The sequence below is a fragment of the Acidovorax sp. LjRoot66 genome, assembly GCF_964253305.1.
GTDB lineage: Bacteria > Pseudomonadota > Gammaproteobacteria > Burkholderiales > Burkholderiaceae_C > Acidovorax.
Genome location: NZ_CAXUQU020000001.1, coordinates 2,786,334 through 2,807,121, shown reverse-complemented (window position 1 = coordinate 2,807,121; position 20,788 = coordinate 2,786,334). Strand labels below are relative to the sequence as shown.

At 67.0% G+C, this 20,788-nt stretch carries 20 protein-coding genes; 13 read left to right on the top strand and 7 right to left on the bottom strand.

The window, feature by feature from the left end:
• Positions 1 to 132: 132 nt before the first annotated feature.
• Complete coding sequence (locus ACSQ3Y_RS12935; protein WP_436177536.1) at positions 133 to 1,557, bottom strand: beta strand repeat-containing protein; 1,425 nt, start codon at positions 1,555 to 1,557, stop codon at positions 133 to 135.
• Positions 1,558 to 1,615: 58 nt separating this feature from the next.
• On the opposite strand from ACSQ3Y_RS12935, the gene ACSQ3Y_RS12930 reads away from it, so the two are divergent.
• The 8 genes from ACSQ3Y_RS12930 to rraA all read left to right on the top strand — a co-directional run bounded on the left by ACSQ3Y_RS12930 (position 1,616) and on the right by rraA (position 9,007).
• A complete protein-coding gene (locus ACSQ3Y_RS12930; RefSeq protein WP_436177535.1) occupies positions 1,616 to 1,792 on the top strand; it encodes a hypothetical protein in 177 nt (58 codons plus the stop codon).
• 562 nt (positions 1,793 to 2,354) lie between these two features.
• The gene (locus tag ACSQ3Y_RS12925) at positions 2,355 to 3,161 is read left to right on the top strand and encodes a hypothetical protein (protein ID WP_436177534.1); all 807 of its coding nucleotides are present in this window, start codon (positions 2,355 to 2,357) and stop codon (positions 3,159 to 3,161) included.
• A 29-nt stretch (positions 3,162 to 3,190) separates the two neighbouring features.
• Positions 3,191 to 3,754, top strand: a complete 564-nt coding sequence (locus ACSQ3Y_RS12920) for a DUF6891 domain-containing protein (protein ID WP_436177533.1) — start codon at positions 3,191 to 3,193, stop codon at positions 3,752 to 3,754.
• Between the two features lie 20 nt (positions 3,755 to 3,774).
• Entirely contained in the window at positions 3,775 to 4,416 is a 642-nt protein-coding gene (locus ACSQ3Y_RS12915; RefSeq protein ID WP_436177532.1) for a VOC family protein, read from the top strand.
• Between the two features lie 34 nt (positions 4,417 to 4,450).
• On the top strand, positions 4,451 to 5,419 hold the full coding sequence (locus ACSQ3Y_RS12910) for a LysR family transcriptional regulator (protein ID WP_436177531.1): 969 nt from the start codon (positions 4,451 to 4,453) through the stop codon (positions 5,417 to 5,419).
• 79 nt (positions 5,420 to 5,498) lie between these two features.
• Entirely contained in the window at positions 5,499 to 7,487 is a 1,989-nt protein-coding gene (locus ACSQ3Y_RS12905) for an aconitase family protein (protein WP_436177530.1), read from the top strand.
• A gap of 24 nt (positions 7,488 to 7,511) precedes the next feature.
• Positions 7,512 to 8,501 (top strand): Bug family tripartite tricarboxylate transporter substrate binding protein, encoded by a 990-nt coding sequence (locus tag ACSQ3Y_RS12900; RefSeq protein WP_436177529.1) that lies wholly within the window; start codon positions 7,512 to 7,514, stop codon positions 8,499 to 8,501.
• Between the two features lie 5 nt (positions 8,502 to 8,506).
• Positions 8,507 to 9,007, top strand: a complete 501-nt coding sequence (rraA, locus tag ACSQ3Y_RS12895; RefSeq protein ID WP_057264298.1) for a ribonuclease E activity regulator RraA — start codon at positions 8,507 to 8,509, stop codon at positions 9,005 to 9,007.
• 50 nt (positions 9,008 to 9,057) lie between these two features.
• Here the strand turns inward: rraA and ACSQ3Y_RS12890 are convergent, their stop codons facing one another.
• Positions 9,058 to 10,047, bottom strand: coding sequence for a sodium-dependent bicarbonate transport family permease (locus ACSQ3Y_RS12890; RefSeq protein ID WP_436177528.1), 990 nt, complete (start codon positions 10,045 to 10,047; stop codon positions 9,058 to 9,060).
• A gap of 13 nt (positions 10,048 to 10,060) precedes the next feature.
• On the opposite strand from ACSQ3Y_RS12890, the gene ACSQ3Y_RS12885 reads away from it, so the two are divergent.
• Positions 10,061 to 11,026 carry a LysR family transcriptional regulator gene (locus tag ACSQ3Y_RS12885; RefSeq protein WP_436177527.1) on the top strand — a complete coding sequence of 322 codons (966 nt, stop codon included), beginning with the start codon at positions 10,061 to 10,063 and terminating at the stop codon, positions 11,024 to 11,026.
• Entirely contained in the window at positions 11,008 to 11,484 is a 477-nt protein-coding gene (locus ACSQ3Y_RS12880; RefSeq protein WP_255357706.1) for a tripartite tricarboxylate transporter substrate-binding protein, read from the top strand. The genes ACSQ3Y_RS12885 and ACSQ3Y_RS12880 overlap by 19 nt, the downstream gene beginning before the upstream one ends.
• A 164-nt stretch (positions 11,485 to 11,648) precedes the next feature.
• On the opposite strand, the gene ACSQ3Y_RS12875 is transcribed toward ACSQ3Y_RS12880, so the two are convergent.
• A complete protein-coding gene (locus ACSQ3Y_RS12875; RefSeq protein WP_436177526.1) occupies positions 11,649 to 12,602 on the bottom strand; it encodes an aromatic alcohol reductase in 954 nt (317 codons plus the stop codon).
• 94 nt (positions 12,603 to 12,696) lie between these two features.
• On the opposite strand from ACSQ3Y_RS12875, the gene ACSQ3Y_RS12870 reads away from it, so the two are divergent.
• Together ACSQ3Y_RS12870 and ACSQ3Y_RS12865 are read left to right on the top strand one after the other, a co-directional pair.
• Positions 12,697 to 13,110 (top strand): winged helix-turn-helix transcriptional regulator, encoded by a 414-nt coding sequence (locus tag ACSQ3Y_RS12870; protein WP_436177525.1) that lies wholly within the window; start codon positions 12,697 to 12,699, stop codon positions 13,108 to 13,110.
• Positions 13,111 to 13,463: 353 nt separating this feature from the next.
• Positions 13,464 to 14,654, top strand: a complete 1,191-nt coding sequence (locus tag ACSQ3Y_RS12865) for an MFS transporter (RefSeq protein ID WP_436177524.1) — start codon at positions 13,464 to 13,466, stop codon at positions 14,652 to 14,654.
• Positions 14,655 to 14,676: 22 nt separating this feature from the next.
• Here the strand turns inward: ACSQ3Y_RS12865 and ACSQ3Y_RS12860 are convergent, their stop codons facing one another.
• Positions 14,677 to 16,140, bottom strand: coding sequence for a PLP-dependent aminotransferase family protein (locus tag ACSQ3Y_RS12860; protein WP_436177523.1), 1,464 nt, complete (start codon positions 16,138 to 16,140; stop codon positions 14,677 to 14,679).
• A gap of 116 nt (positions 16,141 to 16,256) precedes the next feature.
• Between ACSQ3Y_RS12860 and ACSQ3Y_RS12855 the strand changes: the two genes are divergently transcribed.
• On the top strand, positions 16,257 to 16,925 hold the full coding sequence (locus ACSQ3Y_RS12855; protein ID WP_436177522.1) for a pyridoxamine 5'-phosphate oxidase family protein: 669 nt from the start codon (positions 16,257 to 16,259) through the stop codon (positions 16,923 to 16,925).
• On the opposite strand, the gene ispF is transcribed toward ACSQ3Y_RS12855, so the two are convergent.
• From ispF to ACSQ3Y_RS12840, 3 genes are all read right to left on the bottom strand, one after another.
• A complete protein-coding gene (gene ispF, locus ACSQ3Y_RS12850) occupies positions 16,910 to 17,392 on the bottom strand; it encodes a 2-C-methyl-D-erythritol 2,4-cyclodiphosphate synthase (RefSeq protein ID WP_436177521.1) in 483 nt (160 codons plus the stop codon). The genes ACSQ3Y_RS12855 and ispF overlap by 16 nt on opposite strands.
• A 172-nt stretch (positions 17,393 to 17,564) precedes the next feature.
• Complete coding sequence (locus ACSQ3Y_RS12845) at positions 17,565 to 18,479, bottom strand: IspD/TarI family cytidylyltransferase (RefSeq protein ID WP_436177520.1); 915 nt, start codon at positions 18,477 to 18,479, stop codon at positions 17,565 to 17,567.
• Positions 18,480 to 18,693: 214 nt separating this feature from the next.
• Positions 18,694 to 20,622, bottom strand: coding sequence for a DUF4253 domain-containing protein (locus ACSQ3Y_RS12840; RefSeq protein ID WP_436177519.1), 1,929 nt, complete (start codon positions 20,620 to 20,622; stop codon positions 18,694 to 18,696).
• Between the last annotated feature and the right edge of the window lie 166 nt (positions 20,623 to 20,788).

Below are 20,788 nucleotides of genomic sequence, written 5' to 3'. Positions count from 1 at the left end.
ACCGCCTCCCCGGGCACGCGCCCCCCTGCGCAAGACCATGAAAAAAGGAGCGCAAGCGCTCCTTTTTTTGCGTTGGCCGCCCCGTCAAGGGGCCATCCAGGCCCGCTGACCGGAGCCATCATGTGATGCGCATCAGGCAATGAAATCGCTCGCGACGATGCTGCCCGCACCGGTCAGCTTGACGATGAAATCGGTGGCATCCACCGTGCCCACTGTGCCGCCAATGTTCTGGAAGGCGTAGGTACCTGCCGCCGTGCCCGCCGATACGGTAATGATGTAGGCTTGAGTATTGGCCGCCAGCGTGGCGCCCGCGCCCGTGGCCGCCGTGGCGATCGAGGCGGCCAGCGAGGCGGTGTCCGCGCTGGCAATCGTCAGTGCGTTCAGGGTCGTCGCGGCGACGCCCGTCTTGAAGACATCGGCGCCAACATTCTTGAAATAGGCGACCGTATCGATGTTGCCGATCACAGACCCGGTGGTGATCGTCTCGGCCCCCGTTGCCGTGATGGAAAGGTTGATGATGTCCGCTCCCGTCCCGCCCTGGACAGTTACCGCCGTGCTGGCCGTTCCGACCAAGTTCAATGTCTGCCCGCCATTCCCCAGGACCACCACGTCGCCCGCCGCGCCCTTGGCGAAATTGAGCGTGATACCACCACCGTTTTCATTGGTGAAGGTATAGCCCGTCGCTGCGGAGCCGGTGACGTTGACAGTTTCGACCCCGGTCACCAGCGCAGAGATGTTCAGGTTGGCGCCGATGGCACCAATGTTCAACGTGTCCACGCCCAGGCCGCTAGCCACCGTAGTGGCCCCTGCAATCTGGGTGGCGGTGTAGTTCAAGGTATCGTTCCCGGTGCCCCCCACCACGGAGACGGTGTTGGTACCCGCCGTGAACGTATTGGTACCGTTGGCCAACTGAAAGCGCTCGACGGCAGCATTCGCAACGATGGTGCCCGCCGTGGTGAGGGCGATCGTCTCGATATTGCCTGCGTTAAACGTGCCGGTGAAGCCGTTGTACTGCGCAGCCGTCATGGTGTAGACGCCGGTCGCAACGAGGGTGACATTTTCAAAACCGCTGACCGTGGCGCCCGACAGATTGGTGCCGGCGGCCAGCAACAGGGTATCAACGTCCGCGCCCCCGGTGAGGGAGCCAGTGGGCGCGTTGGTGGCCCCATTGATGGTCAAGGAGTCAATACCGGCCAGAAGATCCACGTTTTCTGCGTTGGCAGCCAGTACGAGGGCGTCCGGGCCTGCAGTGCCCAGGGTCACCACAGGCGCGGGTGCGGGGACAGGCGCGGGTGCGGGGGCAGGCCCGTTGTCCGGCGGAGCCGGGGCAGGTGGGGGCGTGAGCGACAGCCCGGTGGATTTTTCGTACGACTGGTTCACCTCAGCGTTCCAGGCCAGGGCGGCAGGGCCGTAGGTGGCGTCGGACTCCCGGCCCGCCAGGATGTTGCCCAGTTGCAAGGCAACGATGCCGATATTTGCAGTGCCCACAGCTCCGATGTAGTCGGTGAGTGCAGCGAACAGCGAGAGCGGGGCCTTGTCCAACCCCAGGTTGGTCATCAGCGCAACAGCCAGCTGGGCTGGGCTTTTGCCCGCCGCATAGGTGGCGCCAAAGGTTTTGGCGAACGCCAGTTACGCTTCGTTGGTGGTACCGGCCTGTGCTACCTGGCTGGTGAAAAGGGAAGACGAAGGTGTGGAATCGGCCAATGCGCGGTTCAATGAACTGACGACTGCGCTGGCACCAAAGACGAGCTGGGGCATGGATGTTTACCGTAAAAAATTGGATAAAGAATGAGCCACTGCATTTCGATGGAATGCAATGAAACCCGTTATTTGAGCGAAATGCGGGAAAACCCGACGCGACCCCGGCCTGTTCGAGCCCTTTCTGCTCGTTGCCTGAAGCCATCAATTGGCATTGGAAGAATGCGCCGCGCTATCGACGTTCGAGAAAACATATTTCCGCCAGACCTAAAATCCTCTGCGCAGACCTCGCGAATCGGTGGCGACGCGGACCGAAATGGCCGCAAGGCATTTTTTTAGCGAATAGCCCAGCCATTGGCAAGAAAAATAACGCCGAGCGCCTTCGAATTTCTTGCCCTCGACATCCCTGGTATTTACAGGGGGTCTTGCTCGCAGCCCTGGCGACCAACCCTCCCAATCAATGAAACAATTTGATACTAGTTCCGAATAATTGTCAGTGCAAGGTATTTAGTGCACCCCAGCCTGGCTGCAGGATCCATGAAAGCGCTCCCGGGCAGCACGCGCGACGATGGTTGCGGGAGGTGGGATGAAGCGGGCACATTGCGATAATAGGCACCCGAACCCTACCGGACTCCCGCTCCCACAAGGGCCCGGAAATGCCCCCAACCCAGAAACCCATGCGCCCTGGCTGGAACCCCATTCGCAGAAACCGGAACATCGGCACGCCTGCCCAAGGCCACGGGGAGGACAACCGGCTGACGATTCCTGAATCCCGGCACGACCGGAGCTTCTTCTACGGGCGCCTGGGCACATGCGTCACCTTCACCCAGCGCGTCAACGGCCACTGCGTGAGGTTCTTCGTGGAGCCCACCCGGACAGGCTGGTTCCACCCATGTTCCGTTGAAGATGCCCTGCGGGTCCTTTCGCACTGCCCCGCCAAAGACCTCGCGGCCCTCGACTTCATCGTGATGCGCCAGCCCACGCGCAAGCAGCGCATCCTGCGGCCCGTGTGGGGGCGGGCGGTGTTCCAGTTCGAGCTGGCACCCCATGCCGGCAGCGCCATCGTGCTCGAAGCCCAACACCTCGCACCCACCGTCTGGCGCAATTCGCTGGCGCCCGGAGACCAGCGCGAGCTGGACCGGCTGCAGGCCGACGGGCACCAGATCCGCAAGACCCGGCGCACGATAGAAATCCAGCCCACACCAGCTTGTCTTCGCAACACGGTCCTGTATCGGACGCTGCTGCATGAGCTGGGCCACCATGTGGACTACCGGCGCTTTTCCGCAGATGAATGGGACAGCCGCCCATCCCTGGAGAAGGAAGACTATGCGCACCGCTATGCAACGGAAATATTCACAGCGCTGCAACACGCGGGCGCAGCCCCGTTTGGGCCCCAGCCGGACCACGCCATGCGGCAGGCCCATGGTCTGAACGACCCCTGGTTTCACGCCCCGTGCTTTTGATTGACAGCTCTCTTCAACGGAGACACCGCATGCCCCTGCCCCCCGACGTACTCACCGAGATCGACGCATTCGTGCGCGGTGGTTTTGAAGACCGCGAGCGCACCATCGAGATCCTGACCGAGGAGATGTACGAGCCCGGCGAGCTCGATGCCGCCGAGGTGGAACACGCCGTTGATGCGGCCATGCGGGCGCACAAACAAGCCCAGAAGGACTGGCCCGCCACGACCGATTGCGACCGGCTGGATGCCGCCTTCGACGCGCTGGCCCGCCAGGGCCTGGTCGCGCTGCAGAACGCGGGCACCACGCAAAGCGATGGCTATGGGGATGTAACCGAGGCCTGGCACAACGCGCCGGACCGGGCCGACATCGTGGGCTACTGCTTCTACCATGGGCAGGACCTGGCGCGCGCGGTGCAGGGCGGCGGCCTGTTCCTGGCCTTCGGCCCCATGGATGCCGACACCGAAGAGACCGAGGGCCCGCGCATCGGCGCCCTCATCGCAAGCGAACTGCAGCGCGCCGGGCTGCCGGTGCAGTGGAACGGCACGTTCAACCAGCGCATCTGCATTCCGGGCATCGACTGGAAGCGGCGCTGACCCCTGCGCACCGACAGACCATGCTCTGGCTCGACCACCTGTCCATCATCGCGCCCTCGCTCGAAGAGGGCGTGGCCCACGTGCGCGAATGCCTGGGCATCGACATGCCCCAGGGCCGCAAGCACCCCGACATGGGCACGCACAACCACCTGCTGCGGCTGGGCGACGATGTGTACCTCGAAGTCATCACCATCGACCCCGCTGCCCCGCCACCGGTGGATGCCCGCTGGTTCGGGCTGGACGACAGGGATGCTGTGCAGACGGCATGGGATGCCGGCCTGTGCCTGCGCGGCTGGGTGGCGCGCACGCAGCAGATGGATGCGGTGCTGGCGCAGCACGGGCACCTGCTGGGCCGCAAGGCACAGCTCTCCGCCGGGGCCGCACCGCCCTACTTCTTTGCGATCCCTGCGGGCGGCGCGCTGCCGCTCGCAGGCGTGGCGCCTTCGGTCATTGACCGGGGTCAGCGTCCACCGCCGATAGCGTCGATGCCGGACCTGGGGGCGCGGCTCGCCCGCTTCACCATCGAGCACCCCGAGCCTGACATGGTGCTGGCCGTGTATGCCGGTCTGGGTATCGAGAATGCACCCCATGTGGAAAAAGGCGACCGCTTGCGCTACCGCGCCGAGATACGCACGCCCGCAGGCATCAAGGCGCTGTACTGACCCGTGCCCTGGGCACTGCGCAGGCCGCCTTGCGATGGCAGTGCGCTACGATGCCCCGCAAGGCCCTTCCATCACCTCCCCTGGTCCCTGCGCCGGGCACAACGGAGCTGTTCTTCTGACACGACGCCTGGATTCCTACAGCCTCCGGCTTTTTATCGCTGTTGCCCGCACAGGCTCCATTGCGCGGGCGGCTGAGCAGGAGCACATAGCGCCGTCCGCGCTGAGCCGCCGGCTGGCCGATCTGGAGCATGCCTTCGGGACGGCGCTGGTGGTGCGCTCGCCTCGCGGCGTGGCGCTGACCGATGCCGGGCGCATCGTTTTCGAGCGGGGTGTCCGTCTCGACGACGAACTGCAGGGACTGCTGCGCGAAGTGCAGCTGCACAGCGACGAAGTCCGGGGCACGGTGCGCCTGTACGCCAACATGTCTGCCGTGGTCGGCTTCTTGCCCGAGCGGCTCAAACACCTGAAGGCAAAGTACCCAGGCATGGCCATTTCGCTGCACGAAGCGGATACGCGGGACGTCATCCGCGCGTGCCTGGACGACAGGGCGGATGTCGGCGTAGGCGTTGCCGGCACGGTTGCGCCAGGGCTCGATTCTTGGCATTTTGCGAATGACCCCTTGCAGGTGGTGGTTCCCACGGGCCACGAGTTGGGCGACCTGAAGTCGGTCGAGTTTGCCAAGGTGCTGGAGTTCCCGCTGATCGGAGTGCACCAGGGCGGCGCCCTGGACCAGACCCTGCATGAGCGCGCGCAGGCGGTGCAGATGCGGTTTGCGCCCGAAGTGTCGGTCAGCAGCTTCGACGCCGTGGGCCGTATGGTCGAGGCCGGCATGGGGATTGCCGTGATCCCGCAGAGCGCCGCTTCGGCCTATGCGGGCAATGCGCGCTTCACGCGGCTGCCGCTGGCGGATTCGTGGGCAGACCGGGAGCTGCGGCTCTACGCCCTGCGGCGCACACCCCAGCTGCGCGCGGTCCAGGCGCTCATCGATTGCCTTTGCGGGTAATCCCGGACGTCGAGTTCCGCGCTATCCCCCGTGCCGTCTTGGCACTTCCCAGAGGGCGCGTGGATTCCGATGATCGGGCATGTCCATCCAGTCGCCCCACGCCCTGCGCTTTGCCCCAAGAATCCTGTACCTGAGCCAATCGCCAGAGCTGGTGAGCAGGGCCTTGGCAGGCCAACGCGTCGCGCTGCCCGAAGCCCTGCCGCTGCGCGACGATGTCTCCACCGACGAAATCACACCGATCGCGATCCTCACCCACTTCGATGAGCAACTGGGGCGCTATCCCTACACCGGCTTCAAGGCCGGTGGCCAGGCGCCCATCGGGGTGGACGCCCTGCGCACCAGCGGCATACAGGTGGTGGTGGCAGGCAAGCGGTACGGCAAAGGCTCCTCGCGTGAGCACAGCCCGGCGGCCGAAAAGCTCGCCGGCGTGCGCCTGGTCATCGCCGAGAGCTTCGAGCGCATCTACCGGCAGAACGCCGACAACATCGGCCTCATCACCTCCACCGACTTCGGGCTGATTGCACGGATCGAGGCCGGCGAGGAAATCACCTGGCGCGAGCTGCTGACCGGCCGCGATGCCCTGGATGCCGCCGTGCTCGCAGGCGGTGGCCTGCTGCGCTTTGGTCAGGCGCACCTGGGCCAGGTGTCCGAGCCGCTGCCGCCAAGGCAGCCCCAGGCTGGGGGGCGCACCCTGTTCGAGAAGATCGTCGCGCGGCACGCACTGGCCACCGGGGTCACGCCGGCCAACCCGGGCCGGGGCGATGGCGCCTTCGTGCGTGCAGACTGGCGCTTCATCCACGAGTACTACACCGGCATGGCGGCCCACATGCTGCATGCCACCTTCGGCAGGCCATTGGTGCTCAAGGACCCCGGTTCGGTCATCGTGTTCGAGGACCACACCTCCTATGTGCAGGAGAGCCCTGCGCACGTGCGCGGCGGCCTGGTCCCCAACGTCCATCGCATGGTGCAGGCACAGCGCGAGTTTGCGCAGGCTTACGCACTGCGCACCCACCGCACCCTGACCGAGCAGGAAGCCCGCGACGACGACGGCGGCAACGTGGCCGGCATTTCGCACGCGATGATGGCCGAGCACTATGCCCTGCCCGGGCAACTGGTGGTCGGCACCGACTCGCACACCCCGCACAGCGGTGCGCTGGGCTGCGTGGCCTTCGGGGTCGGCACCACCGACATGGCCAACGCCTTCGCCACGGGTGCGGTGCGGCTGACGCTGCCCGAGACCCTGCGCATCGTTCTGGACGGCGCACTGCCCCCGGGCGTGACGGCCAAGGACGTGGTGCTGCACCTGCTGGCGCAGCCCGGCATCCGCGGCGGTGCTGGCGTGGGCAAGGTGTTCGAGTTCACCGGGCCGGCCATCGCAGGCCTGGGCACGGACGAGCGCGCGACCTTCACCAACATGACAGCGGAGCTGGGTGGATTCACCGGCATCGTGGCGCCCGATGAGGAGACGGTGCGCTTTCTGCGCGAGCGTCGGGGCGTGGATTTTGTGGTCGAAGACTGGATGTGCAGTGACCCCGACGCCACCTATGCCGACACCATCCGCATCGATTGCGCGAGTGTGCCGGCGATGGTCGCCTCCCCGGGCGACCCTGGCAACGGCCTGCCCCTGTCCGCCCTGGCCCACCAAGTACGCATCGATATCGCCTACGGCGGCTCGTGCACCGCAGGAAAGCGCGAAGACTTCGACCACTACCACAAGGTGCTGCGCTGGGCCGCAGACCGCAACCTCAGGGTGGCACCCGGTGTCGAGCTGTTCCTGCAGTTCGGAACCACCGCCGTGCGAGACCACTGCATCGCGGCAGGCTACCTCGACGCCTTCGAGCGGGTCGGCGCGCGCATCCTGCAGCCCTCGTGCGGCGCCTGCGGCAACTGCGGGCCTGGAGGATCGAGCCGGGCGGACCAGGTCACGGTGAGCGCCATCAACCGCAACTTTCCGGGCCGTGGCGGCCCGGGCAACGTGTGGCTCGCCAGCCCGCCGACCGTGGCTGCCAGCGCGATTGCCGGGGAGCTGGTGTCATTCGACGAACTGCAACAACGATTTCCCACTTGAAAAGAAAATGAAGGAGACACCACCATGAAATCCCCACCCACCAGGCGCAGCGCCTTGTCGCGGCTCGGCCTTTGCCTGGCGCTGGCCTCGGCATCACCGTGGACCATGGCCCAGCCGGCCATAGGCGACAAGCCGATCCGCATGGTCGTGCCGCTGGCCGCCGGCTCCACGGTCGACGCGGTTGCGCGCGCGCTCGGGCCCAGCTTCGGGCGCAGCACCGGACATCCGGTGGTCGTTGAAAACATCGTGGGCGCCGGCGGTATCCCGGGTACCTCGCAAATCGTCAAGGCGCCCAAGGACGGGCTGACGCTGGGCATGATCTCGTCCAACCACGTCATCAACCCCGGCATCTACAAGACCATCCCGTACGACAGCCTCAAGGACATCACACCCATGGCCGTCCTCGTCACGGTGCCCCTGGTGCTGGCGGTCAATGCCAGGCTGCCGGTGAAGAACGTCCAGGAGCTGCTGGCCTATGCCAAGGCCCACCCCGGCACATTGAACTACGGCTCTGCCGGCAACGGCAGCACCCTGCACCTGGCCGGCGAGCTGATGATCGCCGAGACCGGCATCGACATGAAGCACGTGCCTTACCGCGGCACGGCCCCGCTCATCACCGACCTGGTGGGCGGCCAGGTGCAGCTGGGCTTCGTCTCGGTCTCGCAGGTCGCGCCCCAGGTCAAGGCAGGCACGCTGCGCGCATTGGCTGTGTCCACACCCCTGCGGTCATCGGCCCTGCCGGAGGTGCCTACCATGACGGAAGCGGGTGTGCCGAAGTACAGCTTTGACGCCTGGATCGCCCTGGTAGGGCCCGCCGGGCTGGGCAAGGCGGTGGTGGACAGCTACGCCAGCGCCATCAAGGCCGCAATTGCATCGCCCGAAGCACAGGCCGCCATCCTGGGCCAGGGCCTGATGGTCATGGACAAGGGCCCGGGCGAAGCGCCTGCCTTCTTCCAGTCGGAGCTGGCCAAGCACCAGAAGCTGGTCAAACAATCCGGCGCCACGCTGGACTGATGCCCATGGCGACCATCCACACGGCCGACCTGTGCGATGAACTGGGCCCGGCTGCGCGGGTATGCCTGGCGCCATGGCGCAGCCATGGCGGCCGCCACGCAGTGTCAGGCCACGTGCAGACCCTGCGCACCTTCGAGGACGCCGCCCTGATCCGCCACACCTTGGGCACACCGGGCAAGGCGCGCGTGCTGGTCATCGACGCGGGCGGCTCGCTCAAGGCCGCCGTGATCGGTGATCGCATGGCGCGCATCGGGATGGACAACGGGTGGGCGGGCGTGCTCGTCTACGGAGCCATCCGTGACGTCGCCATCCTGCAGGGCCTCGACTTCGGCGTGTTTGCCCTCGGCAGCGTTCCAGCGCGTGGAGGGAAGGCGGGGACCGGCGAAGTCGGGGACGACCTGACCATCGGGAGCGCCTCGATCCGGCCGGGTGATTTCATCGCCATGGACCACGATGGGGTGGTGGTGACAGCGGGGATATCCACCACCAGGCACCCAGCGGGTTAAAGGCACTGCGCTGACCGATGCCTGGGGTGGCCTGCCATCTGCAGGCACGCCTAAAGCATGAGACCGGCCATCCATTGGTACAGCGGAATTCCCACCAGCAGATTGAAAGGGAACGTGACGCCCAGCGACAGCCCGATGTAGACGGCGGGGCGGGCCTCCGGGACCGCATGCCTAAGCACGGCGGGCACGGCGATGTAGGAAGCGCTGGCCGCCAGCACTGCGAGCAGGGTGGCGTCCTCGACACCCACCCCTGCCATCCGTGCAAATGCCAGCGCCAGAGCCGCATGCACCACCGGGCCCAGCACCGCGTAGGCAAACAGAGAGGGCGCCAGCGAGCGCAAGCCCGCCATCTGGCGCGCAGTCAACAGGCCCATGTCCAGCAGAAAAAAGGCCAGCAAGCCTTTGAACAGGTCGCCGGTGAAAGGCTGCATCGCCTTCGCCCCCGCGGGGCCCGATACCAGGCCCACGAGCAGGGCGCCCACCAGCAGCACCGTGCCGCCGTCCGTGAGGGCTTCGCGCAGCACGCCCGCCATGCGCGGCGGTGCATTGCCGATGGCCATTGCCGCAGCGCCTGAGCCCCCAGCCGCCATGCCCTGGGTGCGGGCCCACTGCGCACCCACCAATGCCAGCACGATGGCCGGCGACTCCATCAAGGCCATGGCGGCAGCCATGTACCCACCGCCGGGGTTTCCCTGGGACTCCAGGATGTGCGCGGCGGTCACAAAGGTCACCGCGCTCACGCTGCCGTAGGTTGCCGCCACGCTGATGGCGTCCAGTGGAGGCAGTGCGCGCTTGAGAAACTGCCAGTCCAGCAAAGGGATGAGGATGGCCAGCAGCACAGCACACCCAAGGGCCGCCACGACAGCCGATGTCACACCGGTCTGGCCCAGCGCGAAGCCGCCCTTCAGGCCCAGGGCCATCAACAGGTACAGCGATAGAAATCGGGACAGGGGTGGCGGCACTTCCAGGTTGGAGCGCAGCAGCCCGGCGGCAACGCCGAGCACGAAAAACAGGATGGCGGGGTCCAGAAGAATGTTCATGGCTGCGAATGGTATGGACAAGCTTCAATCGAGGAAAATCAATAGTATCGATACAACCCATAGACAAAACCCTATGCATGCCACCTTTCGACAACTGCGCCTTCTGGTGGCATTGGCCGACACCGGGTCCATCACCGGCGCGGCCCGCGCATGCCATGTGACCCAGCCCACCGTGTCCATGCAGATCAAGGAACTGGCCGATGCCGTGGGCATGCCATTGCATGAGCAGATTGGCCGCGCCCTGTACCTGACACCTGCCGGCGAGGCTGTCGCGGAAAGCGCGCGCGCCATGGTGGCGGAGTGGGAGGCGCTGGAGCAGCGCATCGCAGGCCTCAAAGGTCTGCGGCAGGGACGTTTGCGGGTTGCGCTGGCCAGCACGGCCAAGTACTTCATTCCGCGCATGCTGGGCCCCTTTTGCGCCAGGCACCTTGAGGTGGACATCGAGCTGCAGGTCCTGAACCGCGATGGCGTGGTGCAGCGCATGCGCGCCAACCAGGACGATCTCTACATCCTGTCCCTGCCTCCAGACGACCTGCCGCATGAGCGGCTGGCATTGCTGGACAACCCGCTGGTGCCGATCGCCGCGCTGGGCCATCCCTTGGCAGGCGCCGCCCGCGTGCGTGCTGCGCGGCTGCAGCAAGAGCCCTTCATCCTGCGCGAGCGGGGGTCAGGCACGCGACTGGCCGGCGATGCGCATTTCGGGCGCCTGGGGCTGCACCCTCGCGTGCGGCTGGAGCTCGGCAGCAACGAAGCCGTCAAGCAAGCGGTCGCTGCGGGCATGGGGCTGGGCCTGGTGTCCCGGCACGCCCTGGCCGGCCAGCCTTCGGCGGAAGGGCTTGCCGTGCTGAAGGCGAACCACTTCCCTGTGCCCTCCTCCTGGTCGGTGCTCTGGCTCCAAGGCAAACGCCTGTCGCCGGTGGCCAGCGCATTTCTGGAACACCTGCAGGAGCTGGCAACCCAGTGGGAGGTGCATTCCTGAAGGGCCCTGCCCCGTGCGAGGCGATACCCGGCATCACTCGGCACAGGCTGAGGGCGGTTGGTGGCACGCACATCGCCAACTACCTGGTGGGCGGCCAGGGGGACAGTGCCATGCTGGTGCTCTCCACCGCCATGCCTTTTCTCATGGACGGCAAGATCCGGGCGCTGTGGATCTCGGACACCGTGCGCGTTCCGCAGTTGCCGCACATCAAGCGCATCGGCATGGCCATGCCCCTTTGGCAGAGACTCTTCATGAAGGCCGGTCCGCCTGCCGCCAGGGTGACTGCGGTCGACAAGGCTTTGCAGGAGTCGCTAGCGAAGCCCGAGCTGCGCCAGAAGCTGCAGGACGCGGGCATCTCCGTGGCACCGATGCACGGCCCCGAGTTCAAGGCCTTCATCAAGCCTCATGCTGCGCTGTACCGCGACATCGTGACCAGCTCGAAGATCACGATGGAGTGACGACCGCGGAGCGGCGCGGCTGGGGACCGCTTTGCAGCGGTTGCGGTCATCCCCCCTTCGTCGTCGAGCGCGTAATATAGGCCAAAAGCTGCCGCCCAATCAAAGACGCCGCTTGAGGAAAAGCGGTCATTTCTGTAGCGCATCTGGTAGGTGCAACAACCCGACTAGTCGCGTTGGCCAGGTGCCAGATTCGCACGGATCCACGACGACACGTCGGTCACCGGAATGGCGTTGAGTTGATTGAATGTGCCGGTCTTGTCCCATGCCACACCGCGTCCTTGGGAAAATGCCGCGCGGTATTTCCGCATCATGTTCTGCGGGTCGCGCGCCAGTTCGTCCAGCAGATATTGCTCGGGCCATTCCGACTTGCTGAAGGGACGGCCCAGGGCTGCTTGCAGCTTGTCCGCTACCTCGCTGTATGTCACGGTGTCGCCAGCCAGAAAAACGATGTCGTTGCGGATGCGCGGTTGGGCGAACACGACAGCGGCCGTCAGCGCTCCGATATCTTCCGGCGTCGTCAGCGTCACCGCGGTGTCGCGGCTACCCAGGGCGTGTACTGCACTGTTTTTCAGATCCACGACGCCGAATTCCGACTCGAACAAGTAGCTCATGAACATGCCGGTGGAGATGATCACCCACTCCGTTTGGTGCTGACTGCGCAGCAACTCACGCACGTCCAGTTGCGCGTCGAAAATGTCCTGCGGGCTGCCTCGACCAATCACGTCGAAATCCACCCCGAACTGCCAGGGGAAGTACCTTGGAATGCGTGCTTGCAATGCGGCTCGCGCAAGCTTCATCGGCGTATTGATCCCGGCGGCATAACCCGCGCAGCCGATCACCGTGTCATAGCGCGCGAACACTACGGCAAGCTCGTCAATGGAGCTTTTCACCAGATCGCCCACGACGATCTCGATACCGAGGTTGCGAATCTCTGCAACATCTCGCTGCTTGCCTGGTTCGGTGGATTCGACGGCGCTGGCGCGCAGCAGCACACTGATCTTCGCCCCAGTGACGTCCTTCGCGCGGCGTGCCAAGTTGCTCAGCACTGGAAAACCAAGTTCGCCAGCACCGAGAACGAGAATACTTTGCGACGTAGCGTTAGGATCTGATAGGTTCATCTGTTAGCCCATTTGAGAGAAAGTTGGGCCAGTCTAGCCACGCATCGTCGGCAGTGTAAGAAGGCACACGCGTGATACCGGGAGCAAAACCACAGTGAATCGAGACGAAATTCTTCAGTACGCGCAGACCGTGTGTGACGGCTTGCGGGACGATGACGACGGGGTGCGGCGGGAGGTGCTCGCGCATGCCGGGAGCCGTTGGTCGCTCGGTATCGTCCACACCCTTGGCGTGTATGGCAGGCTCCGCCACGCTGAGATTGGCAGACGTATGCACGGGGTGACTCAGCGCATGTTGACGCTGACCTTGCGGCAGTTGGAGCGCGATGGGCTGGTGCTCCGTCACGACTTCGAAGAGGTGCCTCCCAAGGTCGAGTATGAACTTTCAGAAACCGGCATGGAGTTGCTGGTTCGGATGGTTCCGCTTTGGACATGGATCGTCGAAAATGCGGACCGCTTCCGGGAAGCTCGGCAGAACTTCGACAGCCAACACCGCGAAGCCAACCCTTAGTCACCAAACCGCAACCACCTGGAAGGTGCATTCGACGGCGCTAGCGGATGTCGCGTCCGTCAACCAAACGGGTGCGGCATGCACAATACGGTCGGTGTTGAAAAGCGAAGCCGCTATCCGCGCATTTCCACTGAACGTCGGCATCCAGCCCAAAACGGCCTTTGACTTTCATTTGCCTCATGGTAGTGCCACTTGCCAGAGCGGGAGGCGCAGAATGAATCAGCGAAGCCGCCCAGGGGATCACCAACCAGTTCCCTGCGCCCCAAGCCCGCGCACTGCACAATCCCTGCATGCCACCGCAGCCTTCCTCTCCCCCAACCCACCCACCATCACGTACACAACCCCTCTGGCTGATGCTGCTGGTCCTGCTATCGGGCTTCGCGCTCAGCCAGGCGTACCGCACCACCGCCTCCATCGTGGCCCAGGGGCTGCAGGCGGACTTCGGCCTGGGGGCCTCGTCGCTGGGGGCGTTTGCCGGGCTGTTCGGCCTGTCGTTCGGCGTGGCGCAGCTGCTCATGGGGATTGCACTGGACCGCTACGGCCTGCGCCGCACGGTGCTCGCGGCCGCGCCGTTGGGGATCGCCGGCGCCGCCTTGTCGGCGCTGGCGCCCAGCTATGGCTGGCTGATGGCCGGGCAGGTGCTGATCGGGATCGGCTACTCACCGGCGTTCGTGGCGTGCACCCTGTTCATTGCACGGTATTTCGCGGTCGAGCGTTTTGCCTTCTACTCGGGCGTGAGCATGGGTGTCGGCAGTTTGGGCCTGATATTCACCGGCACCCCGCTGGCCTGGGTGGTGCAGCACTGGGGATGGCGCACGGGGTTCGGTCTGCTCGCCGTGCTGAGCGCGCTGTCGTGGATGCTGATTTTTGCGCTGGTGCGCGAGCCCGTGGTCCCTGACGCACCGCCCACCCCGCAGGAAAGCTGGGGGCAGTCGCTGGCGCGCTTTGCCGAGCTGCTCACCGTGCCCCACACCTGGGGCATCGTGGTGCTGGGCATGTCGTGCTACGCCGCGTTCCTCACGCTGCGCGGCCTGTGGCTGGGGCCCCTGCTGACCAACCGGTTTGGCTTCTCGCTGCTGGACAGCGGCAATGTGGCGCTGGTGCTTTCGTTGATTGCGGTCTTCACCCCGGCTGCGTTCGGGCGCATGGACCCGGGCATACACCGGCGCCGCGCCTGGATCGGCAACGCCTCGCTGCTGATGGCCAGCCTTTTCGCGGTGGCGGCCTTTTTGCACCACGGCGCCGCCACCGTGGCGCTCATATTTCTCATGGGGCTGTTGTCCGGCTATGGCGTGCTGCAGTACAGCGACGCACGCGCGTCCTATCCCCCCGAGATGACCGGGCGCGCACTGTCGCTGTACACCATGTCCATGTTCCTGGGCGTGGCCCTGATGCAATCGCTGACCGGCGTGGTGGCCGGCTGGGCCGGGGCGCGGGGCACCGAGCCCTACCAGATGGTGTTCCTGGCCATCGCTGCCTGGTTGGCGCTGGCCTCGCTGGCGTTCCGGCTGCTGCCGATGTCTCCTCTGATCCAGCGCCCATGAACCCCTCCAAGATGGCGTCGGTTCAGCCCCGCACCACGCCCGCCAGCTTTTTCACCAGCGGCTCCATGGCCTCCACCGGCACCTGCGCATAGCCCAGCAGAAAGCCGCGCCAGGGCTGCGCGCGCAGGCCCACCGCATGCAGGCTGAGCGCCGGCGCCATGATGCCGTGCTGCGCCAGCAGCCGCGCGCTCAGCGCCACGTCGTCGGCCGCGCCGTCGTGCAGGCGCAGCGCCAGGTGCATGCCGGCCGAACCGCCGTGCACGGTGGCCATGTCGCCCAGTTGCTCGCCGAGCGCGGCCACCAACGCGTCGCGGCGCTGGCGGTACAGGCGGCGCATGCGCCGCAGGTGCAGGCTGAACTGGCCGCTGGTGATGAACTCGGCCAGCGCCAGCTGCTCGGCCGTGCGCCCGCGCGGTGCGGCCCGGTCCAGCATTTCCGACAGGGCCGGCGCCAGCGCCGTGGGCACCACCATGAAGCCCATGCGCAGCGCGGGGAACAGCGTCTTGCTGAAGGTGCCCAGGTAGACCACGGGCGCATCCACCGCCAGGCCCTGCATGCAGGCCAGCGGCGGGCCGTCGTGGCGGAACTCGCTGTCGTAGTCATCTTCGATGATGAGGGCACCGGCCTTGCGCACGCCCTCGATGAGGGCCAGGCGCCGCGCCAGGCTGAGCACACTGCCCACCGGGTACTGGTGCGAGGGCGTGGCGTAGATCAGCCGGGGCCGCTGGCGCAGCCAGTCGCCCGCCGTGGGGGCCATGCCCTCGGCATCCACCACGATGCCGATGGTTTTGAGCTGCGCCGCGCGAAACGCCGCCACCGCGCCCTGGTAGCCGGGGTTCTCTACCCACACCTTGTCGCCCGCATCGGCCAACGCGCGGGCGCACAGGTCCAGGCTGCTTTGCGTGCCATCGGTGATGAACACCTGCCCAGCCTCCACCAGGGCACCGCGCGCCACGCGCAGGTGGCCGGCAATGGCCTCGCGCAGCGCGGGCTCGCCCGCCGGGTCGGCGTAGTTGAGCTGCGCGGGCCTGATCGAGGCCCAGGCCCGGTCGAGCATGCGCCGCCAGCGCAGGAGCGGAAAATCCCGGAGCGAGGGCACGCCAGGGGCAAACGCCACCGAAGCCTCCGAGCCCGGCAGCAGCGGCATGTTCTGCGCGCGCCGAGACAGGCTGGCACGCTGCACGCCGGGCACAGTGCGCAGGGCCGCTGGGGGCGCCAGCAGCCCTGCCAGCGGCGCCACCACGCTGCCACGCCGGCTGGCGAGCAAAAAGCCCTCGGTGGCCAACTGCTCATAGGCATAGAGCACGCTGTTGCGCGCCAGCCCCAGATCGGCCGCCAGCGTGCGGCTGGCGGGCAGGCGCGTGCCGCTGGCCAGCAGGCCGCTGCGTATGCCGTGGCGCAGGCACTCGTGCAACTGGCGCTGCTGCGACCAGCCGGCATGCGGCGGCCTGGCCTGAAAATCGGAGAACAGGAGCTGGTAGTCCATGGAGTGGCAGATTTTCTGTGGCCCTAAAAAATAGCACGGGCTTGGGTCTTATTCTGGCACCACAGCAAGGCTACAGTGCGCTCCTTTCTTCACTCCCCCTTTCGGAAAAATCACCCGTGAACGACAACGCCCCTGCCGCCCTGCCCCCCACCGACCGCACCCGCGTGCGCCGCGTGGCCGAGAACGCCGCCTACGACCGCGCCACGCTGCACGCCATCATCGACGCCGCCTACCTGTGCCATGTGGCGTTTACCGACGACAAGGGCACGCACTGCATCCCCACGGCCTGCTGGCGCGAGGGCGAGCACCTGTACATCCATGGCTCCAACGGCGGGCGCCTGATCAAGTGGCTGGGCAAGGGAATACAGGCCTGCGTGACCATCACCCACCTCGACGGCCTGGTGCTGGCGCGCTCGGCCTTCAACCATTCGATGAACTACCGCTCGGCCATGGTCTACGGCCGCTTCGAGCCCGTGGCCGACAAGCACGCATCGCTGACCGCCCTCATGGACCACTTGGCCGTGGGCCGCCAGGCCGAGGTGCGCGCCGGCAACGACAAGGAGTTTGCGGCCACCACCGTGATGCGCATCGCGCTCGATGAAGCCGCCTGCAAGGTGCGCAGCGGCCCGCCCGTGGACGATGAGGAAGACATGCAGCACCCGGTGTGGGTGGGTGTGCTGCCGCTGGTGCTGCAGCGCGGTGCGCCCGTGGCGGACCCGCTGAACACGGCTGCTACGCCAGGCTATGTGGCCGCCTGGGCTGCGGAAACTCAGGCGGTTCTGTAGATCAACGCAGTCGCCCGCGCCTCCATCGCCAGCCCCTGCCCTACGGGCCCCAGGCGCTCAGCCGTCTTGGCCTTCACGTTGACCTGGTCCGGCGCCACTTCGAGCGCCTTGGCAATGCACTCGCACATGCCGGGGATGTGCGCCGCCAGGCGTGGGGCCTGGGCCACCACGGTGCTGTCCACATTGCCGATGGTGTAACCGGCGGCACGCACGCGGCGCGCCGCCTCGGCCAGCAGCACGGCCGAGTCGGCACCGCGGAACTGGGCATCGGTGTCCGGGAAGTGCCGGCCGATGTCGCCCAGGCCAGCCGCGCCCAGAATGGCGTCGGTGATGGCGTGCAGCAGCACGTCGGCATCGGAATGCCCGAGCAGTCCCATGGTGTGGGGAATCGTGACACCGCCGATCACCAAGGCACGGCCCGGCACCAGTGCGTGCGTGTCCCAACCTTCCCCAATTCTGAAATTCATGCGTTCCTTTCCACGCGCCCACACGGGACGCGAAGTCATACATCCGCTTGCGCGGTCTTAGAGCGGATAACAAAACTCAGCGAAGCGGTTCTGGCTAGGCGCTGCGTCGCAGGCAGTACGGGTAGTACGACAAGACGCAGCAACGACGCCAGAAGATTTTTGTTAGCCGCTCTTAAAAAATCGTCTTGCGTCCGGTCTCTGTGGCGCCTTGGCCTCGCTCGCCTCCAAAGCGCGCCAGCGTGGTGCCGTAGCCGCGCTGGGCCAGCACGGCCTCGGCGAGGGCGAAGTCGTCGGGGTAGGTGACCTTGAAGTTCTGCGCGCCGCCGGGCACCAGGCGCGGGTGCAGGCCCATGGCCTCCATGGCGCTGGCCTCGTCGGTCACGTTGGTGCCCACCTTGGCCAGCGCGTCCAGCAGCGGGCCGATGCGGAACATCTGCGGCGTCTGCGCCAGCCATTTGTTGCTGCGGTCCACGGTGGACGCCACGCGCACGCCGCCCGGGCCGTCGATGGAGGTCTTGAGCGTGTCGGCCAGCTGGTGGGCCAGCAGGCCGCCCACGCTGTCCTGCGCGCACACATCGATGAGGCGGTCGATCTGCTCGGCGGTGACCAGGCAGCGCGCCGCATCGTGCACCAGCACCCAGTCATCGCGCTGGGCGCCGCGCTCCTGCAGGGCCTTGATCCCGCCCTGCACCGTGGCCGCGCGTGTGGGGCCGCCGCATTCCACCACGAAGTACGAAGGGTGGTCGTGCGCGTCCAGGTAGCGGTCGCCCGGCGCCACGGCCACCAGCGTGCCCGCCAGGCGCCCCACCCCCGCGAACGCGGCCAGGGTGTGCATGACCATGGGGTGGCCCGCCACCAGGTGGTACTGCTTGGGCAACTGTGGCGGCGCGGGTGCCAGGGGCTCGCCTGCAGCCCCGGCCAGCGCGCCGAACGCCGAGGTGGTGGAGCCCGCCGGTGCGGCCGGGGGCGCCGCCACCGCGCGCGAGCCCGTGCCCGCGCACGGCACCAGCGCCCAGAAACGCCCCTGCGCAGACGTGGGAGCATGCGAAGCGGTGAGCGAGGGTTGCAGCAGCGGGTCGATGGTCATGAGGGGGCCATTTTAGGAGGCCGCACCCACCCCCGGTCTACAACGTCGACGAAATCCAACCTCTACCGTCACCCGCATTCGTCAAAACTGGCGTGGTTCAAGCCAGTGCCCCCGCGCAAGGGCCGCCCCGCCGCGCTGGGGGCGTCCCCCTCCCGACTCGCGCAGCGAGACGAGAGAGGGGTGAAGGCGCGCAGCGACTCAGGGGGTGCTTTATCTACGGCCTTTCGTGCAAGAACCAGGTGCCATAGTCCACCAGCCCCAGCGCATGGTGGCGCAAGGCGATACCGGGCAAGGCCAGGGTGCAGGGCGCGGCCAGGTCGTGCTCGCGGGCTAGCGCCAGGGCGCTGTCGAAATCCTGCGGCGGCTGGCGCACCCTGAATTCGAGCATGGTGCCGTAGTGCGCCCACAGCTCGGCACCGTAGCGCTCGCGCCAGCGGCGCAGCAGTGCGATGAAGCCATCGGCACGGCCACGCTCCATGCCATACCAGTGCAGGTAGGCCAGCGCTTCTTCGCTGTGGGGTGTGGGCAGCAGCACCAGCCAGGCGTTGTCGGGATCGAAGCGCTCCTGGCGGCCGCGCTCGGGGTCAGCAGCACCCTGGGCCTCTTCGAGGGCAGCCAGCCAGCGCTCAAAGCGCAGCCGGTCACCGGCGCATGCGGCCCAGGCGGCGTCAAAGCCGGCGCAGGCCTCCCCGGCCACGCCGGCCGCAGCGAGTTCGCCGCGCCAGACGTCCAGTTGGTCCTCTTCGTCCAGGGGGTAGAAGCTTTCTGCCAGCTCGGCCAGCACCTCGTCGGCGCCGATGCCGCGCGCAGTGGCGATGAAGGACCGTGGCGACACATCGTCGCGCGCTGCACCTTGCTCATAGGGGAAGCGCATGAACAGGTCATCGGCCAGCGCCTCGGGTTCTGGTGCCTCGGTACTGCCCGACCACAGCGTTGTCACCACGGGCCAGCGGCCACTGCCCTGCTCCACCAGCGCCCGCGCCGCCTGCCACAGGGCCTCGCGTTCAGGCACCTGCACCTGGGCCGCCCAGGCGACTTCGCCACTGGCCGCGCCCGCTTGGCCGGGCACCGGCAGTGCCAGCCAGTCCAGCGCCGCCAAGGGCGTGCCCTGCAGCCGGGCGAGCCAGGCTTCGCGCGGCTCCGTGGGAGTAGCTGGCGGCACCGCCGCTGGCTGCTCAGGCGCAGGCGTAGATGCCGCCCGCGTGGCCAGAGCCGCCCGCCATGTGGACACGGCCTGTGCATCCACACCCACCGCCTGCTCCAGGTGCCCCGCGCGCAGCAGGTTCGCGGCGACAGGCACCACGGCCAGGTCGAGCAACCCTGTGGCAGCGGCCGGCGCATCGTGGGCCAGCAAGGCGGCGGCGACCTCGGTGGCATCGCCGTCGCGGCCCTGCCCCGCTAGCAGCAGCCAGCAGGCCTGCCAGATGCTGTGTACCAGGTAGCCGCCGGCAAAGCCCGTGGCGCGCAGGTAGCCGGCCATGGCACGCGCAATCGCCAGGGTGTCCGTGGCCTCGGCCGTAGGCGCGACGTCGATATGGCCGGCCGACTGCAGCTGTGCCAGCATGGCGGCCACCTCGTCTTCGGGCAGGCCCAGCGCGGTCAAGTCATCGGCCGTGGGCACATCGGCGAGCAAGGCGTTCGACGCGCCGAAATGCTGCGCAATGCGGGCCTTGAGCACCAGCTCCGCATCCATGCAGAAGGCGCCAAAGGCCAGGTGCGGCCGCGGGTCGCCGGCCGCACCCTGGCGCTGCACCAGGGTGGCAAGGAAGTCGGCCGACCAATCCTGGCCCGCAGGCGCCAGCTGCAGGCGGCCCGGCAGGGCCAGCGACTGCAGCAGTTGCCCGGCCTGCTGCCCGGCCCAGTTGGCCAGTTGGTCGCAATCCATCGCTTCCTGCTCCCCCACGGCAGGGCAGCCCTGCCCGGCCAGCAGCGCCACGGCGGGCAACAGCCGCTGCACCTGCGCCACCAGCGCGCCGTGGGCCGGCAGCCGCCATGCGCCCTCGCGCTGCAGCAGCAGGCCCAGCGCGGCCAGTGCCTCGGGCGCATGGCCGGCCACTGCTGCGAGCCGGGCATTGGCGAGCAGTTCGTCCAGGGCGCTGTCAAGCCGCTGGTCGTTCAAATGTCGGGTGGTCAGCGGGATCAAGGCGATTCCTCCTTTTGGCGCGCGAGTGTAGGGACACAGGGCTGCGGGCGTGGGCATGGCCCGACGAATGGACGGAAATGGACGACGGTCAGCGCGGGCCACGCGGCGCCTGGGCACTTGTCACAGCCTGTACGCCCCAGCAAAGATGCGTTCCACCACCTAAAAT

Excerpts from the sequence above, each read along its gene's own strand:
- ACSQ3Y_RS12905 (WP_436177530.1), top strand. The coding sequence starts at position 5,499 with ATGTCCATCCAGTCGCCCCACGCCCTGCGCTTTGCCCCAAGAATCCTG.
- ACSQ3Y_RS12860 (WP_436177523.1), bottom strand. The coding sequence starts at position 16,140 with ATGGACTACCAGCTCCTGTTCTCCGATTTTCAGGCCAGGCCGCCGCAT.
- ACSQ3Y_RS12915 (WP_436177532.1), top strand. The coding sequence starts at position 3,775 with ATGCTCTGGCTCGACCACCTGTCCATCATCGCGCCCTCGCTCGAAGAG.
- ACSQ3Y_RS12935 (WP_436177536.1), bottom strand. The coding sequence starts at position 1,557 with ATGACCAACCTGGGGTTGGACAAGGCCCCGCTCTCGCTGTTCGCTGCA.
- ACSQ3Y_RS12875 (WP_436177526.1), bottom strand. The coding sequence starts at position 12,602 with ATGAACCTATCAGATCCTAACGCTACGTCGCAAAGTATTCTCGTTCTC.
- ACSQ3Y_RS12920 (WP_436177533.1), top strand. The coding sequence starts at position 3,191 with ATGCCCCTGCCCCCCGACGTACTCACCGAGATCGACGCATTCGTGCGC.
- ACSQ3Y_RS12885 (WP_436177527.1), top strand. The coding sequence starts at position 10,061 with ATGGACAAGCTTCAATCGAGGAAAATCAATAGTATCGATACAACCCAT.
- ACSQ3Y_RS12925 (WP_436177534.1), top strand. The coding sequence starts at position 2,355 with ATGCCCCCAACCCAGAAACCCATGCGCCCTGGCTGGAACCCCATTCGC.
- ACSQ3Y_RS12865 (WP_436177524.1), top strand. The coding sequence starts at position 13,464 with ATGCTGCTGGTCCTGCTATCGGGCTTCGCGCTCAGCCAGGCGTACCGC.
- ACSQ3Y_RS12910 (WP_436177531.1), top strand. The coding sequence starts at position 4,451 with ATGGCAGTGCGCTACGATGCCCCGCAAGGCCCTTCCATCACCTCCCCT.
- rraA (WP_057264298.1), top strand. The coding sequence starts at position 8,507 with ATGGCGACCATCCACACGGCCGACCTGTGCGATGAACTGGGCCCGGCT.
- ispF (WP_436177521.1), bottom strand. The coding sequence starts at position 17,392 with ATGAATTTCAGAATTGGGGAAGGTTGGGACACGCACGCACTGGTGCCG.
- ACSQ3Y_RS12900 (WP_436177529.1), top strand. The coding sequence starts at position 7,512 with ATGAAATCCCCACCCACCAGGCGCAGCGCCTTGTCGCGGCTCGGCCTT.
- ACSQ3Y_RS12845 (WP_436177520.1), bottom strand. The coding sequence starts at position 18,479 with ATGACCATCGACCCGCTGCTGCAACCCTCGCTCACCGCTTCGCATGCT.
- ACSQ3Y_RS12890 (WP_436177528.1), bottom strand. The coding sequence starts at position 10,047 with ATGAACATTCTTCTGGACCCCGCCATCCTGTTTTTCGTGCTCGGCGTT.